General features: G+C 34.5%; 16 protein-coding genes. 14 read left to right on the top strand and 2 right to left on the bottom strand.

Annotated elements, in window-relative coordinates; genetic code table 11:
- Positions 1 to 222 precede the first annotated feature (222 nt).
- The 9 genes from HM987_RS15095 to queA all read left to right on the top strand — a co-directional run bounded on the left by HM987_RS15095 (position 223) and on the right by queA (position 10,942).
- Positions 223 to 1,548, top strand: coding sequence for an ATP-dependent 6-phosphofructokinase (locus tag HM987_RS15095; RefSeq protein WP_179008868.1), 1,326 nt, complete (start codon positions 223 to 225; stop codon positions 1,546 to 1,548).
- Positions 1,549 to 1,929: 381 nt separating this feature from the next.
- On the top strand, positions 1,930 to 2,883 hold the full coding sequence (gene rsgA, locus HM987_RS15090; protein WP_179008867.1) for a ribosome small subunit-dependent GTPase A: 954 nt from the start codon (positions 1,930 to 1,932) through the stop codon (positions 2,881 to 2,883).
- Positions 2,884 to 2,973: 90 nt separating this feature from the next.
- Positions 2,974 to 3,426, top strand: coding sequence for a D-aminoacyl-tRNA deacylase (gene dtd / locus HM987_RS15085; protein ID WP_179008866.1), 453 nt, complete (start codon positions 2,974 to 2,976; stop codon positions 3,424 to 3,426).
- On the top strand, positions 3,426 to 3,950 hold the full coding sequence (locus HM987_RS15080) for a metal-dependent hydrolase (protein ID WP_179008865.1): 525 nt from the start codon (positions 3,426 to 3,428) through the stop codon (positions 3,948 to 3,950). Before dtd ends, HM987_RS15080 begins: the two co-directional genes overlap by 1 nt.
- A 123-nt stretch (positions 3,951 to 4,073) precedes the next feature.
- The gene (locus tag HM987_RS15075; RefSeq protein WP_179008864.1) at positions 4,074 to 5,978 is read left to right on the top strand and encodes a DUF3857 domain-containing protein; all 1,905 of its coding nucleotides are present in this window, start codon (positions 4,074 to 4,076) and stop codon (positions 5,976 to 5,978) included.
- Positions 5,979 to 6,033: 55 nt separating this feature from the next.
- Positions 6,034 to 7,986, top strand: coding sequence for a DUF3857 domain-containing protein (locus tag HM987_RS15070; RefSeq protein WP_179008863.1), 1,953 nt, complete (start codon positions 6,034 to 6,036; stop codon positions 7,984 to 7,986).
- Positions 7,987 to 7,989: 3 nt separating this feature from the next.
- Positions 7,990 to 8,316 (top strand): nucleotide pyrophosphohydrolase, encoded by a 327-nt coding sequence (locus HM987_RS15065; RefSeq protein ID WP_179008862.1) that lies wholly within the window; start codon positions 7,990 to 7,992, stop codon positions 8,314 to 8,316.
- Between the two features lie 32 nt (positions 8,317 to 8,348).
- Positions 8,349 to 9,575, top strand: a complete 1,227-nt coding sequence (locus HM987_RS15060; protein WP_179008861.1) for a 3-phosphoshikimate 1-carboxyvinyltransferase — start codon at positions 8,349 to 8,351, stop codon at positions 9,573 to 9,575.
- A gap of 317 nt (positions 9,576 to 9,892) precedes the next feature.
- Complete coding sequence (queA, locus tag HM987_RS15055) at positions 9,893 to 10,942, top strand: tRNA preQ1(34) S-adenosylmethionine ribosyltransferase-isomerase QueA (RefSeq protein ID WP_178990060.1); 1,050 nt, start codon at positions 9,893 to 9,895, stop codon at positions 10,940 to 10,942.
- Between the two features lie 281 nt (positions 10,943 to 11,223).
- On the opposite strand, the gene HM987_RS15050 is transcribed toward queA, so the two are convergent.
- Entirely contained in the window at positions 11,224 to 11,364 is a 141-nt protein-coding gene (locus HM987_RS15050) for a hypothetical protein (protein ID WP_179008860.1), read from the bottom strand.
- A 19-nt stretch (positions 11,365 to 11,383) separates the two neighbouring features.
- On the opposite strand from HM987_RS15050, the gene rlmN reads away from it, so the two are divergent.
- Positions 11,384 to 12,424, top strand: coding sequence for a 23S rRNA (adenine(2503)-C(2))-methyltransferase RlmN (gene rlmN / locus HM987_RS15045; protein ID WP_179008859.1), 1,041 nt, complete (start codon positions 11,384 to 11,386; stop codon positions 12,422 to 12,424).
- Positions 12,425 to 12,503: 79 nt separating this feature from the next.
- Here rlmN and HM987_RS15040 read toward each other — a convergent pair whose 3' ends face one another.
- The gene (locus tag HM987_RS15040; protein ID WP_179008858.1) at positions 12,504 to 13,964 is read right to left on the bottom strand and encodes a T9SS type A sorting domain-containing protein; all 1,461 of its coding nucleotides are present in this window, start codon (positions 13,962 to 13,964) and stop codon (positions 12,504 to 12,506) included.
- Positions 13,965 to 14,106: 142 nt separating this feature from the next.
- Here HM987_RS15040 and HM987_RS15035 point away from each other — a divergent pair, with 142 nt between their 5' ends.
- From HM987_RS15035 to HM987_RS15020, 4 genes are all read left to right on the top strand, one after another.
- Positions 14,107 to 15,084: a polyprenyl synthetase family protein gene (locus HM987_RS15035; RefSeq protein WP_179008857.1), complete on the top strand. Its 978-nt coding sequence runs from the start codon at positions 14,107 to 14,109 to the stop codon at positions 15,082 to 15,084.
- 134 nt (positions 15,085 to 15,218) lie between these two features.
- Positions 15,219 to 15,809, top strand: coding sequence for an RNA polymerase sigma factor (locus HM987_RS15030; protein ID WP_179008856.1), 591 nt, complete (start codon positions 15,219 to 15,221; stop codon positions 15,807 to 15,809).
- Positions 15,796 to 16,581, top strand: coding sequence for a hypothetical protein (locus HM987_RS15025; protein ID WP_179008855.1), 786 nt, complete (start codon positions 15,796 to 15,798; stop codon positions 16,579 to 16,581). Before HM987_RS15030 ends, HM987_RS15025 begins: the two co-directional genes overlap by 14 nt.
- A 64-nt stretch (positions 16,582 to 16,645) precedes the next feature.
- Positions 16,646 to 17,755 (top strand): hypothetical protein, encoded by a 1,110-nt coding sequence (locus tag HM987_RS15020; RefSeq protein WP_179008854.1) that lies wholly within the window; start codon positions 16,646 to 16,648, stop codon positions 17,753 to 17,755.
- Positions 17,756 to 17,828 lie beyond the last annotated feature (73 nt).

Genomic DNA, 17,828 nt, shown 5'->3' with positions numbered 1-17,828 from the left:
TAAATATTATTAAAAAAGGCTCGCCATTCGCGAGCCTTTTTTTATTATTTAGAATTTTTATTAGGTCTTTAAATCTATAAAGAAATTATTATCCTATTTTTAAATTATAAAGAAACTTATACAATTGTTCTTCTGTATGTAAATCTTTAACTTTACAATTATAGACACACTAGAAACAATAAGTAGTAAATCAGATTTCATAGACTATCAAATTAAAACGAAATGCAACAAAACACAAATTTTAAAATCACCAATTTAGGGAAAGCAACTAAAACTTCCCCAATACATCTAAGTAAGACAAAAGGTGATAATATTTTTAATTTTATTGAAGATAGTGAGCGGATTTTAGCGGATGTTAAAATGAAAAATCTTGAGGCAGCATTGGAAGGCAAAATACAACCTGATTCTTATGAGCGCTCAGGACCTCGTGAAAAGGTTTTTTTTGATGGCGCAAAGACTACGGCTGCTATTGTAACCTGTGGCGGACTTTGTCCAGGTATAAATAACGTTATTCGAAGTTTGGTAATGGCCTTACATTATTTTTATAAAGTAAAACGAGTTGTCGGAATTCCATATGGTTATGAAGGTTTAAATCCTGAAGTTGGTCATGAATTTATGGAACTTACTCCGGATAAGGTAAAAAATATCCATGAGTTTGGAGGCACTATTTTGGGGTCTTCAAGAGGTCAACAAGACGTTTCTGTAATGGTAGACACCCTTATGGAAAATAATATTGATATTTTATTTACCATTGGCGGTGATGGTACACTAAAAGGTGCAAACGCAATTGGAACTGAAATTATAAAGAGAGGCTTAAAAATCTCAGTGGCCGGGATTCCAAAAACGATAGATAATGATGTCGATTTGATTGATAAATCCTTTGGTTTCGAAACGTCCTTCGACGTTGCTTGTCCAATAGTTAGAGATGCCCATAACGAAGCAAACGGCGCATTCAACGGTATGGCAATTGTAAAATTAATGGGAAGGGATAGTGGTTTTATTGCAGCTTCTACAGCACTTTCGATGCCAGTCGTGAATTTTGTATTAGTACCAGAAATGGATTTTCAATTAGAAGGTAAAAACGGATTTTTAGAAAATTTAAAAATTAGGCTACAACAGAAAAAGCATGCCGTTATTGTAGTTGCAGAAGGTGCAGGACAACATTTATTCCAAAATAAAACTGAAGAAGTAAAAGATGCTTCTGGAAATATTCAGCATAAGGATATTGGTTTATTACTTCAGCAGCGTATTAAAGAATATTTTAATAAAACTGATATGAAGACCACTATTAAATACATAGATCCAAGCTATATAATTAGAAGTGCTCCAGCAAACGCTAACGATAGTTTGTATTGTAACCGTTTGGCTTATCATGCCGTTCATGGCGCCATGGCTGGAAAAACGAATTTTGTTGTAGGAAGCGTTAATAATAGATTTGTATATCTGCCAATTACAGATGTAACCAAAAAGCGGAAAAAGATAGATATGGAAGGAGAATTCTGGTTTGGAGTTTTACAGAGTACTGGTCAACCTTTTTCCATGAAGTAGGTCTTGTTGTTGTTTTACACGTTTATTAAATTGAACTGTTAATTACGAATTCATCCAAATTGATAAGAATATAGATCGTTTTCACGCTACTATTATTGGTTATTAGAAAAGGTGAAAAATAAAATAAGCTTTCAAAACAATTATGTAAAAGAAATCGAATTGTCAGAAGATAAATTGTTCTACAGATGTTAAGCGGTAAAGAGATTCTCAGGAATTTACCAGTCAATGAGGTCATATTACTTGAATACAATGAGAAATAAAATCTTTCGATATTCAATTAGAAAAATAAATATATTATAATTGTTACTAGTAAATTAGAGGTTGCTAATTAGCAACCTTTTTTTGTTGTTTTACACACTAATAATAGTCATCTTTGTAGTAATGACAGGAACAGTATATAAATCTACAGGCAGCTGGTACACCGTAAAAACCTTCAACGGGAAATTCTACGAGTGCAGAATCAAAGGCCGTTTTAGATTGGAAGGTATCAAAAGTACCAATCCAATTGCGGTTGGAGATATCGTAAAGTTCCAATTGGAAACTAAAAACAATACCGAAACTGGAGTTATCAATCGCATTGAAGAACGAAAAAATTATATTGTACGTAAATCGGTAAACCTTTCTAAGCAAACGCATATCATTGCTTCGAATATCGATTTGGTCTTTTTGTTGATCACTATAGATAATCCACCCACATTTACCACGTTTATTGATCGGTTTTTAGTGACGGCAGAAGCGTATTCAATAAAAACAGTGCTGTTATTTAACAAAGTAGATACCTACGACGAAGAAACCATGTTAGAAGTTAAATATTTAGCAAGTATATATCGCGCCATTGGTTACGAATGTATTGGTATTTCTGCGACTACAGGAAAAAACATTGAAAAAGTAAAAACGTTGATGGAGGGCAAAGTAAGTATGTTCGCTGGTCATTCTGGTGTCGGTAAATCGACTTTGGTCAATGCTATCGAACCTTCTCTTGATTTAAAAACAAAAGCTATTTCTACCCAACATAGTCAAGGGCAGCACACCACGACATTTGCAGAGATGTTCGATTTAAGTTTCGATGCTAAAATTATAGATACACCAGGCATCAAAGGTTTTGGAGTTGTGGATATGGAACGGGAAGAGGTTGGCGATTATTTCCCTGAGTTTTTTGCACTAAAACAAGATTGTAAGTTTAACAATTGTATTCACCTTAACGAACCAAAATGTGCTGTGAAGGATGCTTTGGAAGCTGATGAGGTGTCCTATTCAAGATATAAAAGCTATGTCCAAATTTTAGAAGGCGAGGATGAGCATTATAGAACTGATCATTGGGATGATGCTCAGTAAGCTGTGTTCAGTAATACCGTCTGCAGTACCAGTTTTCATTTTAAAGTAACATAAAATTTAATAATAAAAGTCGCCTTGGGGATTTAAGGAATGAAAATAGTTGTACAAAGAGTTTCAGAAGCAAGCGTAACAATAGAAGGTGGTAAAGTTGCCGAAATTGGTAACGGACTTTTGGTGTTACTCGGTATAGTAGATGAAGACAGTCAGGAAGACATCGATTGGCTGTGCAATAAAATAATCAACCTTCGCATTTTTGCTGATGACCATGGTGTGATGAACAAATCATTGAAAGCTATTAAAGGCGATGTGATTTTGGTAAGTCAATTCACGCTTCATGCGAGTACTAAAAAAGGAAATCGGCCCAGTTATATCAAAGCAGCAAAACCAGAGATGGCTATTCCGTTGTACGAGAAATTTATAGAAACACTTCAAAATGTACTGGAAAAACCGATTCAAACCGGAGAATTTGGAGCAGATATGAAAGTGAGTTTGGTAAATGATGGGCCAGTGACCATTATCATAGATTCTAAAAATAGATACTAATGGCATCATTGTTTGGTCATGGTTTAGTGGCCTATACCGTTTCCAAAATTGTAGATTCAAAATCTAATAAACTGCTTTTATTTTTAGCCATTGGTTCTGCCATATTGCCCGATTTAGATGTGTTGGCTTTTAAATTTGGGATTCCTTATTCGCACCCTTTAGGACATAGAGGTTTTACGCATTCTATCTTGTTCGCTGTGTTGTGGAGTGTATTATTGGCTTTGGTATTCGGAAAAAGTAGAAAACTAATATTTACAATCGTCCTTTTTATAGCAACGTTATCGCATGGCCTTTTGGATGCTATAACCTCAGGAGGAAAAGGGGTTGGGTTTTTTATTCCTGTGGATAATGCTAGATTTTTCTTTCCTTTTAGACCCATAAAAGTATCACCAATTGGTGTAACAGAATTCTTTTCAGAATGGGGCATTAATGTCATTCTTAGTGAGCTTAAATATATCGGCATTCCTTGTTTCGTTGTTTTAGCGGTACTTGTTATTAGTAAAAAAATGATGACACAGCAATAGAAAGTCATGTTTAATTGTGCAGCTTATCGAATTTATTAAGTACGTAGGAAATCTATGATATAAATCATTTGCAAAACGTAATTAACTTTTTATATTGTAAGCCTAACTGAATTATCCGCTTCCATGTTTCGTTTAAAATTTACGCTTCTCACATTTTTTGTGCTTTTTACAACCTTTAGTTTTTCTCAATCTGAAGATGTCTATAATTCATTATTTGTACCACAGGAATTAGTGGATAAGGCTAATGCCGTTGTTAGATTTGAAAAGAATCAAGTCGAAGTTTTAGGTCTCGATAAAATTAAAATAACCACAAAGCGAATCACCACAGTCTATAATAAAAAAGGGAATAGACATATAAATGCGGTTTTGTTCTATGACAATAACAGATCAATTAATAAGATGGAAGCGCTTATTTATGATGCCTTTGGAGAAGAAATAAAAAAAGTAAGGAAAAAAGATTTTAAGGATGTCAGTGCAGTAAGTGATTTTTCTATTTATGAAGATGATCGGGTAAAATATCTAGATTATATTCCTTTAAAATATCCATATACGGTAGAATTTAATGCTGAAACAGTCTATACGTCTACAGCATTTTTTCCAAATTGGTATCCTATTGACGATTATTATGTGAGTGTTGAGCATTCGGATTATGAGATTATTAATTCTGCAGGTATCGACTTGAAGACCAAAAAAGTAAATTTTGAAAACTATAATATCAAAGAAATTTCTGAAAACCATTTTGTTGCAGAACATATTCAAGGCATTAAATATGAAGCCTATACTCCAGAATTAAAAAACATAATCCCACACTACAAAGTTGCCTTAAAAAAGTTTGAAATGGTAGGCGTTGAAGGCGAAAATAATACCTGGAAAGATTTTGGGAAATGGATGTACGATAGATTATTAACTGGGACAGACGAAATTCCACAAACTACAAAAGATCATGTAAAACAGCTCACAGCTGGTGTTGATGACAAAATAGAACGTGCTAAAATAATCTACAAATATATGCAAGATAAGACGCGCTACATCAGTATTCAGGTCGGTATTGGCGGTTGGAAACCCATGTTGGCAAATGATGTAGATAAGTTGGGTTACGCAGATTGTAAGGGTTTAACAAACTATACAAAGGCATTGTTAGAAGCTGTGGATGTGCCTTCATATTATACCGTAGTGTATGGAGGTCGAGGGCTTAGAGATATAGATAGTGAGTTTTCTTCAACCCAAGGTAATCATGTGATATTATGTGTTCCGAATGATGATGAAAACATATTTTTGGAATGCACTAGCCAAACAAACCCCTTCGGGTTTACTGCAGGTTTTACAGACGACAGAAAAGTATTATTGGTAAAACCTGAAGGTGGAGAAATAGTCCATACAAAGGTTTATGGAGCGGATGATAGCGTTCAAAAAACAACGGCAAATATTATTATGGATACTTCAGGAAGTTTTACTGCAGATGTTGCCATTACGACCACAGGTTATCAATACAATATCCATGAAGGCATTGAAAAGAAAACCGAAAGAGACCAAAAACTGCATTATAAGGATTATTGGGATTATATCAATAATTTAAACATTGATAATATTAGCATTTCAAATGATAAGGATGCAATAGTTTATAATGAAAATCTACAGTTAACTTTTGCAAATTATGCGTCTAAAAGTGGATCAAGACTTATTTTTCAGCCTAACATGTTTAATAAGGTGACGCAAATACCACCGAGATATACAGATCGAAAATTAGAGTTTAAAATTGATCGTGGCTTTAAGGATACGGACGAGTTTATTATTCAATTACCAGAGGGTCTAAAGGTGGAAGCTATGACCGATTCTAAAGAAATCAAAACCAAGTTTGGTAGTTATAACTTCAAAATAGAACCATTAGATAACAACAAATTAAAATACTCTAGAACCTATATTCTAAATAAGGGAAATTATGAAAAAGAAGATTATAAGGCCTTTAGAAACTTCAGAAAGCAAATTGTTAAATACGATAAAAGTAAAATTGTTTTAACACAATCATAGTGCTTACATTTCAAAGAAAAGATCAAACCATATCAACTTTAGTTTTACTTAAAAAATGAAAAATCTACTCATTATTTTCACGATTATCTTAAGCGCTAATTTCAGCAACGCCCAAAATTTTAAATTTGGAAAAGTTTCGAAAGATGAATTACAAGAAAAATTTCATCCTATAGATTCATCTTCGTCCGCGGCCATATTGTACAGAAATGAAACTATTAGTTTTTATTACACAAAAAATCAAGGGTTTGTTCAGCAGAGAGAAGTTCATGAACGCATCAAGATATACAATAAAGACGGTTTTGATTGGGCGACCAAAAAAGTATATTTATATAATGGTACTCAACAGAAAGAGTCTCTTAGTGGCTTAAAAGGGTTTTCGTATAACTTGGTTGGTGGTAAAATAGAAGAAGACAAATTAAAAAAAGATGGTCAATTTGAAGAAGATAATAGTGAGTTTACAAAAATCAGTTCCTTTACATTACCAAACGTTAAAGTAGGTACGGTCATTGAATATAAGTACAAAGTGACCTCTGAAAGAATTAGTATTGATGATATTATTTTTCAATTTAGTATTCCAATAAACAAACTAGATATTAGAATCGCAACACCAGAATACTATGTTTACAATAAGCAGTATAATTTGCAGGCTAGCTATTTGCCTAAATTAGTTGTTTCATCTGAAAATACTACAATCCCGTTTGAATATAAAATAAATGTGTTAACTGTGAATGAGGAAAATGTTCCAGCTCTAGTTGACGAGGCCTATTCAGGTAATATCAACAATTACAGAAGTAAAATGGCTATGGAACTTACAGCCTATTTAAATAATTTAAAAATTATTGAAAAATCATTTTCAGCAACTTGGGAGCAAGTGTCAAAAACCATTTATGATAGTGACAATTTTGGAGGACAATTAAGAAGTTTCAGTATTTATAAGGATGAATTAGAAGCAGCTTTAACTGGTGTGGAAGACGATTTTGAGAAGGCTTTTATAGTTGAAAGCTTAGTTAAGTCTAAGGTAAAGTGGAATGGAAATTATGGGAAGTACGCTCAGAACGGAGTACGCTCTGCTTATAAAGATGGTGAAGGGAATGATGCAGATATTAACTTAATGGTTGTTTCCATGTTGCGTTCCAAAGGGGTAAATGCTAATCCCGTTGTATTAAGCACGAGAAACAATGGAATTCCCCTTTTTCCATCACGAGAAGGGTTTAACTATGTCATTTGTAGTGTTCAAAAAAATGACGAATATTTACTAATTGATGCTACAGAACAATATAGCACAAATAATATTTTGCCTCAACGAGTATTAAATTGGCAAGGCAGGTTAATTGAAGACAAGGATGCGTCACGCTGGATAAATTTGCAACCGAACATATCCTCCACAGAATCTTCAATGCTGAATGTTACAATTAATGAAGATTTGTCAGTCACTGGAAAAGTGACTAAACGCTTAACTAACTATTTGGCTTATTTTTATAGAAATAAATACACTAAAATGATCCAAGAAGATCGGGTTAAGTCATTAGAAAAAGATAAAGGTGATATAGAAATAAGTGGGTTGAGTGTAGAAAATGACAAAGATGCTACTCAGCCTATTATGGTTAATTACGAATATGAATTATTGGACGGAATTGATGAAATCGGAGATAAAATTTACTTTTCACCCTTATTGTTTTTAGCAACAAAGGAAAACCCATTCAAATTAGAAGAACGCCAATATCCTATTGATTTTGTTATCCCTTACTCGGAAAAAAGTTTTGTTAATATTCAATTACCAGAGGGTTATGTAGTAGAGTCGTTGCCACAATCAACAGGTTTGGAATTTTTGGATGCTAATGTAAAGTTTACGTATTTTGTTAAGCAGAACGGTAATTTTTTACAATTAAAAGCCCAATTAGATATTTTCAATCCTCTAATATTACCAGAGAATTACAAGGATTTTAAAAATTTCTTTAGTAAAATTGTAGAAAAACAAGCCGAACAAATAGTCTTAACAAAAGCCTAAGTAATGAATCTAAAAAACGCACAAAAAGAAGTTGACGACTGGATTAATGCACATGGCGTTCGCTATTTCAATGAACTTACTAATATGGCGCAATTAACCGAAGAAGTTGGAGAAGTGGCTCGCATCATCGCCAGGCGTTATGGTGAGCAAAGCGAAAAGGAAAGCGACAAGGATAAGGATTTAGGTGAGGAACTGTCAGATGTGATGTTTGTTGTTTTGTGTTTAGCAAACCAAACAGGTATTGATCTGCAGGAGGCTTTTGATAAAAAAATGAATAAAAAAGCCAAACGAGACCATGATAGACACCATAATAACGAGAAATTAAAGTAGATTTGTCATTCATCTTATTTTAAATAGTCTTCATGCGCATCAGCATCCAAAAATCAAAGCTTCTAAACAACCAAAGTATTCAGATTACAGGATCAAAAAGTGAATCCAATCGCTTGTTGTTGTTAAAAGCTTTGTATCCTCAAATTCAAATTAAGAATGTGTCTAACTCAGATGATTCTGTGTTGATGCAAAAAGCGTTGACTTCAACGGATGAACTCATAGATATTCATCATGCTGGTACAGCCATGCGATTTCTGACGGCCTATTTTTCCATTCAAAATAATAGGGAAGTGACCCTAACAGGGTCGTCGCGTATGAAAGAGCGACCAATTAAAATTCTGGTCGATGCCTTAAATACTTTAGGGGCAGATATCACTTATTTGGAAAACGATGGTTTTGCGCCATTAAAGATTAGAGGTAAACAACTAACAAAAAATAAGGTGACTCTAGAAGCCAATGTCAGTAGCCAATACATTTCGGCATTATTACTCATTGCTTCAAAACTGGAAAACGGATTAGAACTTACTTTAGAAGGTCAAATAACTTCGGTTCCATATATCAAAATGACCTTGAGTTTGTTGGATTCAATAGGCATTGAAACTAATTTTACTGAAAATGTCATTACTGTAAAATCACAAACCAATAAAATCAAATCACAAACTTTAACTGTTGAGTCAGATTGGTCTTCGGCATCCTATTTTTATAGTCTCATTGCATTAAGTGCTATTGGTACTGAAATAACAATAGCATCCTACCAAGAAGAAAGTTTGCAAGGTGATTCTGTTTTAGCGAATATTTATAATGATTTTGGAGTTGAAACACGTTTTGAAAATAATAAAATGACGCTGAGAAAATCGTCAACCGTTAGTCGTCAATCGTCAATACAATTAGATTTAAAGCATGCACCAGACATTGCACAAACTATTGCGGTAACTGCCTTTGGCTTAGGTCTTGAATGTTATATGGTAGGCTTACATACCTTAAAAATTAAGGAAACCGACCGTTTGGTAGCACTCAAAACTGAATTGGAAAAATTAGGAGGCGAAGTTAGTATTACGGATACAACTTTACATTTAAAATCCTCTAATGACATTAAGAGCAACATCTCCATTGCCACATATAACGACCACAGAATGGCCATGGCATTTGCGCCTTTGGGATTAAAAATACCAATTATTATTGAGAACGCTGATGTGGTTAGTAAATCTTATCCGCAATTTTGGGAAGACCTTCAAACAATAGGATTCAATATAGACTAAAAACCAATTAGAGTTTACATTTAGAGCTTCTTGAAATTTGTTTCGTTTGTTTTCATTTCAATTCAAGCCAATCATCATCCGTGAAAATCCCTGTCTGCCGACAGACAGGCATGAAATACGTGTTAAAATATTTTTTATAAAACCGCAAAACAAAATTAAACCCTCATTTACTTGACAAGGCCTATGTTGAGATTGTATATTTGCAACTTCTTAAAAACAACAAACATATATGAAACATTTATAGTTCATACTTTGATTTAAGTACGGACTCCAAAATAAATGTTCCATGTGACCATAAAAATAATAAAAACAAACACATGAAATTATCACACTTTAGTTTTGACCTTCCAGACGAATTACTTGCCGAGCATCCTGCAGAACACAGGGATGAATCGCGATTGATGGTGCTTAACAGGGAAAAACAAACTATTGAACACAAACAATTTAAAGATATTATCGATTATTTTGACGAAGGTGATGTGATGATCATGAATGACACTAAGGTGTTTCCTGCGCGATTATATGGTAATAAGGAAAAAACCGGCGCGCGTATCGAGGTGTTTTTATTACGGGAATTAAATCAAGACCAACGGCTTTGGGATGTTTTGGTAGATCCAGCGCGTAAAATCAGAATAGGTAATAAACTTTATTTTGGAGAAGACGAAACCCTAGTTGCTGAGGTTATAGATAACACCACTTCTAGAGGACGAACATTGCGTTTCCTTTACGACGGTTCTTACAACGATTTCAGAACAAAATTAACGCAACTTGGCGAAACCCCATTGCCAAAATATATCAATAGAGACGTAGAACCAGAAGATGAAGAGCGTTATCAAACCATCTATGCAAAGAATGAAGGCGCAGTAGCAGCACCAACAGCGGGTTTGCATTTCTCTAGACATTTGCTAAAACGATTGGAAATCAAAGGCGTAAAAACTGCAGAAGTAACGCTACACGTTGGTTTGGGTACGTTCAACCCTGTTGAGGTAGAGGATTTGTCTAAGCACAAAATGGATAGTGAAGAAATTATTATTTCCCAAAGCGCTGCTGACATTGTAAATAAAGGAATAGAAAACAAAAAACGTGTATGTGCAGTTGGTACAACTTCGATGCGAACCATAGAAAGTTCAGTGTCTTCCAACGGCAGATTAAATGAATTTGAAGGCTGGACCAACAAATTCATCTTTCCACCTTACGAGTTCAGTATTGCGAATTGTATGATTACCAACTTCCACACGCCAAAATCAACCTTGTTGATGATGACGTCGGCTTTCGCAGGTCATGATTTTATGAAAAAAGCTTACGAGGAAGCCGTAAAGGAAAAATACAAGTTTTATTCATATGGTGATGCTATGCTCATTATCTAATAAGAAGTAATTCAAATAGTTAAGAGCCTCTTCATTGAAGCTTTTTTTTATCATTTTTTGGGCGTTACCCTGACGAAAAAGTCAGGGTCAGGCTATCCGTTACAAGTCCTCACAATTCTGATAAAAAAATCAGAATTGCTGTGGGCTTTTCACTACTATCCTTAACGCGTTTTCCAGTGGTCAGGTAATTGTATCTAACGTTTTTCAAGGCCATTTTTTCAAAAACCACAACACGAACAAACAGTTGAGTAACTAATATTTAAAAAAATTTAATTTTCCAACTATAACGGTAAAGCCTTAACGATTTTTACTTTTTTCCATAAACCCATAAACCCATAAACCCATAAACCCATAAACCCATAAACCCATAAACCCATAAACCCATAAACCCATAAACCCATAAACCCATAAACCACAAACATTTCACTACTTTTGCAAAAGATGGAAACCAAAAAGAAAGACATACGAGCACTGACCAAAGAGCAATTAAGGGATTTCTTCGTAAAACAAGGAGACAAAGCCTTTAGAGGTAATCAGGTCTATGAGTGGTTGTGGCAAAAATCGGCACATAGTTTTGAGGATATGACTAACCTATCGTTGGAAACTAGGCAAATGCTTAAAGATAACTTTGTCATTAACCATATTAAGGTGGATCAAATGCAACGTAGTGCTGATGGCACCATAAAAAATGCAGTGAGACTGCATGATAATTTAATTGTAGAATCAGTCCTCATTCCAACAGCAACGAGAACCACAGCCTGTGTATCATCTCAGGTAGGTTGTAGTCTCGATTGCAGATTTTGTGCCACAGCAAAATTAAAACGCATGCGAAATCTTAATCCAGATGAAATTTACGATCAAGTGGTTGCCATAGATAATGAAAGCAGATTATACCATAACAGGCCTTTAAGTAATATTGTATTTATGGGAATGGGCGAACCGTTGATGAACTACAATAACGTGCTCAAAGCCATAGATATGATTACGTCACCAGAAGGATTGGGTATGTCGCCTAAGCGTATTGTGGTCTCCACATCTGGAGTGCCGAAAATGATTAAGAAAATGGCTGATGATAAGGTGAAGTTTAAGTTGGCAGTATCCTTACATTCTGCCATAGATGACATTCGTACCTCTATAATGCCATTTAACGCAACATTTCCATTGCATGATTTAAGGGAAGCGCTGCAATACTGGTATGCAGCTACAAAAAACAGAATTACTTACGAATATGTGGTATGGGATGGAATCAATGATAAGCGAAAAGATGTTGAAGCCTTAGTGGAGTTTTGCAAATTCGCACCAAGTAAAGTGAATCTTATAGAATACAACCCTATTGACGATGGCGAGTTTCAACAAGCCAATTCAAAAGCCATTGATATGTATGTTGATGTCCTTGAGGCTAATAGTATTACGGTCACTGTAAGACGCAGTAGAGGTAAGGATATTGATGCTGCTTGCGGACAGCTGGCGAATAAAAGTTAAATTAAGTGAGTTTAGTTTTAAACATAAAAAAAAGCGGCAGTTGCCGCTTTTTTCTTTTAAATGTATATGAATTAAGAAATTACTCTTTTGTAACTCTAAGAGTTTGTGTTTTATCTCCAGAAGTAATCTTAACTAAATAAAGTCCTTTAGATAGTCCAGACATATCAATTGATGAATCTGTAATTTCATTTTTAGCGAAACTAGCGACGTCTTGGCCTAGTAAGTTATAAACTGTGACATTATCAATAGCGTTATTGGCTTTGATATTTAAAATATTCGAAGTAGGATTTGGATACACACTAAACGTATTCAACGTGTTTTCCTCAACACCTAGTACGGCATCCGTAGTAAAGCTCCATACAGTTCCCTCGGTAATACCAAAACAGTTAACAACATCTACTCTCCAAAAGTAAGTTTCACTTAGAGCTAAACCAGTTATGGTTCCGCCATTTTCAAAATTATTAAATGCTTGTCCTGGTGGATCGGTAGTTCCAAGATTTAGTATATATGTATCATCTGGGTCGCTTGCCGTCCAGCTAAAATCTAACGAAGCGTCAGGTGCCTGTAGAGCTACGGCAGTTGCAGCATTCGTAGGTCCAGGAGTTGTTGCTACGGCAGGTGCAGCCGTTTCTGCGCAGGCAGAAGTAGTAAAGCTCCAAATAGGACCTGGTGTAGTACCAGCGCAATTCACAGCGTCAATGGACCAATAGTAAGTTGTACTAGGCATCCACCCATAATTTACGGAAGTTCCATTACTAAATCCTGTTATTTCCCCAATATCACCACCTGCAGGTGTTACACCCAGGTTTAATGTGTAACTATCTACAGTATCTCCAGTTGCTGCAGGTATCCATTCAAATGGACCTAAATTAGATGGATCTCCATAGGTAATTTCTACATCTGTAGCAGAATTTGCAGGAGTAGTTGCAGAAACAACCGCGTCTGGCGCACTGACTGTACATTGAAAAACAGATACATTATCAAATGCCCAACCCCAAGAAAAGTCTCCTAACCATCTAAAACGCACTTGTGCTGTTGTCATTCCAGCTAATTCTGCTGAGACATCTATAGATTCAAGACCAAAAGAACTGTCGTTACCTGCATCAGTACCAGCATAGTTAGCAACCTGATTCCAAGTAGTACCATCACTCGATACTTCAACAAAACCTTGTCCTCCAAAGCCAGCAGTAAAAAAGTGATTAAATGATAATGTTACTGATGTTAGCCCAGAACAGTCAAAAACAGGACTTTCAAGAGCTGCATTTTCAGCAACCATATTATTACCGTAACCGTCGCTATCGAAAATTGCATAATTTCCATCCATTTCACCATTAACATAATAGATTGTATTTGGTGAATTAAAACCAATGGCTTCTCCGCCAGTAGCAAATGCCCAAACGTCTCCACCTCCTTGTATATCGTTGTTAGTCCAGCCAGTTGGGACTGTTAATCCTGCTTCAAAATCTTCAGTTAAAACGACTTGTCCAAACGTTAGAGTAGAAATTAATAATAAGGAAAATAATAAAGTAATTTTTTTCATGTGTTTTTAGTTTTAAAAATTAATTGTATAAAGTTACAAATAATATTAAGTACACCATGTTAAAATTGTATTATTCAATTTTTCGTAATAATCAACAAGCATTATTTGTAGTTTTGCAAAATAAGTCATCGTTAATATTTAAATGAAAATAACCGAGCAAATAAAACAACCTATAGCTTATGAAATGGAACTCTTCGAGCAAAAGTTTCAACTCTCTATGGCTAGCAAGGTCGCACTACTTAATCGGATTACACATTATATTGTAAATCGTAAAGGCAAACAAATGCGACCAATGTTCGTTTTTCTAGTCGCTAAAATGATGAATAATGGCGAGGTAAGAGAGCGTACGTATCGTGGCGCTTCGGTTATAGAGTTAATTCATACCGCCACCTTGGTCCATGATGATGTTGTGGATGATAGTAATCGTAGACGTGGTTTTTTCTCTATTAATGCACTTTGGAAAAATAAGATTGCTGTACTTATTGGTGACTACTTATTATCTAAAGGATTGTTATTGTCTATAGATAACAATGATTTCGATTTACTCAAGATTATCTCAGTTGCTGTAAGGGAAATGAGCGAAGGCGAATTACTACAAATTGAAAAAGCCAGACAACTTGATATTACAGAAGCCGTTTATTACGACATCATTAGGCAAAAAACAGCCACTTTAATTGCTGCTTGTTGCAGTTTGGGTGCGGCTTCCGTTAAACCAAATTCTCCCGAAGTAGAGACTATGCGAAAGTTTGGTGAGTTAATTGGTATGGCCTTTCAGATTAAAGATGATTTGTTCGATTATGGACAAGAAGCCATTGGCAAACCAACAGGTATTGATATCAAGGAGCAAAAAATGACCTTACCTTTAATATATGTATTGAATAATTGTAGCAAAAAAGAAAAGTCTTGGTTAATCAATTCAGTTAAAAATCACAATAAGGACAAAAATAGAGTTAAGGAAGTTATCACTTTTGTAAAAGCTAATGGAGGCTTGGATTATGCCGTTTCTAAAATGAAAGCATTTCAAGAAGAAGCCCTCACTATTTTAGCAAAATACCCAGAAACGCCATACAAAGCATCACTTCAGCTTATGGTAGATTATGTTATTGACCGAAAAAAATAATTTTTAAAATACTGTTATTCAGATAATTAAAAATTTTTATCATTTTTTTGAAATTACCAAGCAACCCTTGGCCGCAAAATTGCGTCTTTATAAATAGAAAGCCTTTTGAGAACGTTCAGAATTTAAAATTAGCAATGAAAGTTATTCAACTTCATAATTCCGATAGCTATCGGAACGAAACCAAACTCATAAAGAGTGCTGCGAAACAAAATCGTGAAGCGCAACATGTATTGTATGAGTTGCATGCACCAAAAATGCTGAGCGTTTGTAGATATTACGTGAAGGATGTTCATCAGGCGGAAGAAGTAATGTTGAATGGTTTTTTCAAAGTATTTAAATATTTGAAATCATTTAAAAATGAAGGGAGTTTTGAAGGTTGGGTAAGACGAATAATGGTCCGTGAATCTATTTCCTATTTAAGACAACAAAAGAAAATTGAATTTACGGTTGAAGACGACTATTTAGATCACTCGCGAAGCGTCGGGACATCTAACAACATCAATTCAAATATGGAAGTGGCAGAAATACAATTGCTCATCGATAGTTTACCAGAAGGATACCGAATGGTTTTTGTAATGTATGCGATAGAAGGTTATAAGCATCAAGAAATTGCCGAATTATTAAAGATTTCTGAAGGCACCTCAAAATCCCAATTATTCAAAGCACGACAAATGCTTCAAAACAAAATAAAAGAATTAAATAACAACAGTTATGGCTCCAATTAAATTTGAAGAAAATATAAAAGATAAGCTCGAAAAACGAACCTTGTCTCCAACATCGGAAAGTTGGTCTAAACTATCTGAAAGATTGGATGAAGATGAAAAAAAATCAAAAAAACCCATCTTTTGGTGGTTGAGTATAGCGGCTGGATTATTGATTATGATGGCGGTATCAATTCAGTTTTTTAACACTAATGATTCTGAGGAATTAAGGCCTCAAACAGTAGAAGAGAACCTAATAAATGAACCAATAAATAAAGAAACGATACAACCGGACCAAAAAGAATCCATTGAATTCGCCAACGGAGAAAATAAAGTAGAGGAGAAGGAAGAAATTTTGCCAACACTTAAGGAATCAGATATCATTGATTTTAAAAGCGATAGAATTAAAAATCATGAACCAAAACACCAACTAGCTGAAATTGAAGAAACGCAAGAAAGTAAGACGCCAGTTGTCATTGACCCAATTGTTAATAATGAATCGCGATCCGAAATCGATGACACTATTTTAAATAATGCTATTGTGCAAGCCATGAAAACCTTAAAATCAGAAAATAGTTCCGTTACCGACCGAGAAATAGATTCCTTATTAAAAATTGCGAGCAAAGAATTGTTTAAGGAAAATTTAAAAAAAGAAACAATTAAGTTAACAGATGCTGACGCCTTATTAATGAGTGTTGAAGACGAAATGGGACAATCCTTTAGAACTAAAGTTTTCGAAGCTTTAAAAGAAAGTTATAAAACCGTAAAAACAGCAGTTGCGGATCGCAATAATTAAATAGACAATACATTAAAATAATATCATCAAAATCAAATCATCATTAATCAAAAAACGAACAGTCATGAACACAATTACAAAACTATTAGCATGCTTAATAATAAGCATAACATTTTCTAATCTTCAAGCGCAAACTAAAGCACAAGATTCTCTTCAAAAAGAAAAAGTAAATTCTAAAATCAGTCTTTTGGAAAAAGAAAGAGCTAAAATTGAAGACAATGAAAAAGCGCTCTTAAAACTTAAAATTGAAAAAATCAATGAGCGTTTAGACGCTAAGGAAATTACAGCTGAGGAAGCTGAAAATTTAAAAAAGGAAGAAGCACAAACCGCAGTTCTTAATATTCAAAATCGAACAGAAATCATAGATAAGAAAATAGCTTTATTGCAACGCAATGGTTATGGCGATTATCCATATGGAGACTATGATTCAGAAGATGATCTTTTTATTTTCAGAATAGGAGGTGGTGACGATGAGAAAAATGAGAGCCTCATCTATTTGGGTAAAAAATCAAAAGATAAACCTAGAAAATACGACCGACGTACCACTACTGATATTGTTTTTGCTTTCGGACTTAACAATGCGCTTATTGAGGGACAAGATTTAGAAGATTCGCCATACAAATTGGGAGGCTCAGGATTTCTGGAACTTGGTTACGCTTGGAAAACAAGAATTTTTGAAAACACCAACTTTTGGAGATTAAAATACGGTTTCTCTTTTCAATGGAATAAATTAAAGATTAAGGATAACAACTATTTAGTCAATACAAATGGCGATATATCTTTACAGGAATACCCAATAGATGCAGATAAGGTAAAGTTTAGAACGACAAACCTTGTCATTCCAATGCACTTAGAATTCGGGCCTTCCAAAAAAATCGAAAAAGAAGATTACTTTAGGTATTCAACGGTTAAGCAATTAAAAGTAGGTTTAGGCGGATATGCAGGATTGAATCTAGGTAACATGCAAAAAATAAAATACAAGGACGATGGAGAGCGCGAAAAGGACAAACAACGCGATCAATTTGAAGTTAGTGAATTTGTTTATGGACTAAGCGGTTATGTGGCTTTAGGAGATGTAGCCTTATATGTAAAATATGATCTCAATCCTTTGTTTAAAAATCAAGTTGTTGACCAAAATAATATATCAGTCGGATTGCGTTTTGATATGGACTAAATCAATCAATTTTTGAGTGTTAAAAGCCTTAATCTGTTTATGGATTAAGGCTTTTTTATGTTTTATCGGAATT

The organism is Winogradskyella forsetii (assembly GCF_013394595.1).
Lineage (GTDB): Bacteria > Bacteroidota > Bacteroidia > Flavobacteriales > Flavobacteriaceae > Winogradskyella > Winogradskyella forsetii.
The sequence above is the reverse complement of the archived record's forward strand: the minus strand, read 5'-3'. Positions and strand labels throughout refer to the sequence as shown.

What these genes read in the sequence shown, in the direction of transcription:
- HM987_RS15075 (WP_179008864.1), top strand. Translation starts at nt 4,074, where the DNA reads ATGTTTCGTTTAAAATTTACGCTTCTCACATTTTTTGTGCTTTTTACA.
- HM987_RS15030 (WP_179008856.1), top strand. Translation starts at nt 15,219, where the DNA reads ATGAAAGTTATTCAACTTCATAATTCCGATAGCTATCGGAACGAAACC.
- HM987_RS15065 (WP_179008862.1), top strand. Translation starts at nt 7,990, where the DNA reads ATGAATCTAAAAAACGCACAAAAAGAAGTTGACGACTGGATTAATGCA.
- HM987_RS15080 (WP_179008865.1), top strand. Translation starts at nt 3,426, where the DNA reads ATGGCATCATTGTTTGGTCATGGTTTAGTGGCCTATACCGTTTCCAAA.
- HM987_RS15040 (WP_179008858.1), bottom strand. Translation starts at nt 13,964, where the DNA reads ATGAAAAAAATTACTTTATTATTTTCCTTATTATTAATTTCTACTCTA.
- HM987_RS15035 (WP_179008857.1), top strand. Translation starts at nt 14,107, where the DNA reads ATGAAAATAACCGAGCAAATAAAACAACCTATAGCTTATGAAATGGAA.
- rsgA (WP_179008867.1), top strand. Translation starts at nt 1,930, where the DNA reads ATGACAGGAACAGTATATAAATCTACAGGCAGCTGGTACACCGTAAAA.
- HM987_RS15025 (WP_179008855.1), top strand. Translation starts at nt 15,796, where the DNA reads ATGGCTCCAATTAAATTTGAAGAAAATATAAAAGATAAGCTCGAAAAA.
- HM987_RS15020 (WP_179008854.1), top strand. Translation starts at nt 16,646, where the DNA reads ATGAACACAATTACAAAACTATTAGCATGCTTAATAATAAGCATAACA.
- HM987_RS15050 (WP_179008860.1), bottom strand. Translation starts at nt 11,364, where the DNA reads ATGTTTGTGGTTTATGGGTTTATGGGTTTATGGGTTTATGGGTTTATG.
- rlmN (WP_179008859.1), top strand. Translation starts at nt 11,384, where the DNA reads ATGGAAACCAAAAAGAAAGACATACGAGCACTGACCAAAGAGCAATTA.
- HM987_RS15070 (WP_179008863.1), top strand. Translation starts at nt 6,034, where the DNA reads ATGAAAAATCTACTCATTATTTTCACGATTATCTTAAGCGCTAATTTC.
- dtd (WP_179008866.1), top strand. Translation starts at nt 2,974, where the DNA reads ATGAAAATAGTTGTACAAAGAGTTTCAGAAGCAAGCGTAACAATAGAA.
- HM987_RS15060 (WP_179008861.1), top strand. Translation starts at nt 8,349, where the DNA reads ATGCGCATCAGCATCCAAAAATCAAAGCTTCTAAACAACCAAAGTATT.
- HM987_RS15095 (WP_179008868.1), top strand. Translation starts at nt 223, where the DNA reads ATGCAACAAAACACAAATTTTAAAATCACCAATTTAGGGAAAGCAACT.
- queA (WP_178990060.1), top strand. Translation starts at nt 9,893, where the DNA reads ATGAAATTATCACACTTTAGTTTTGACCTTCCAGACGAATTACTTGCC.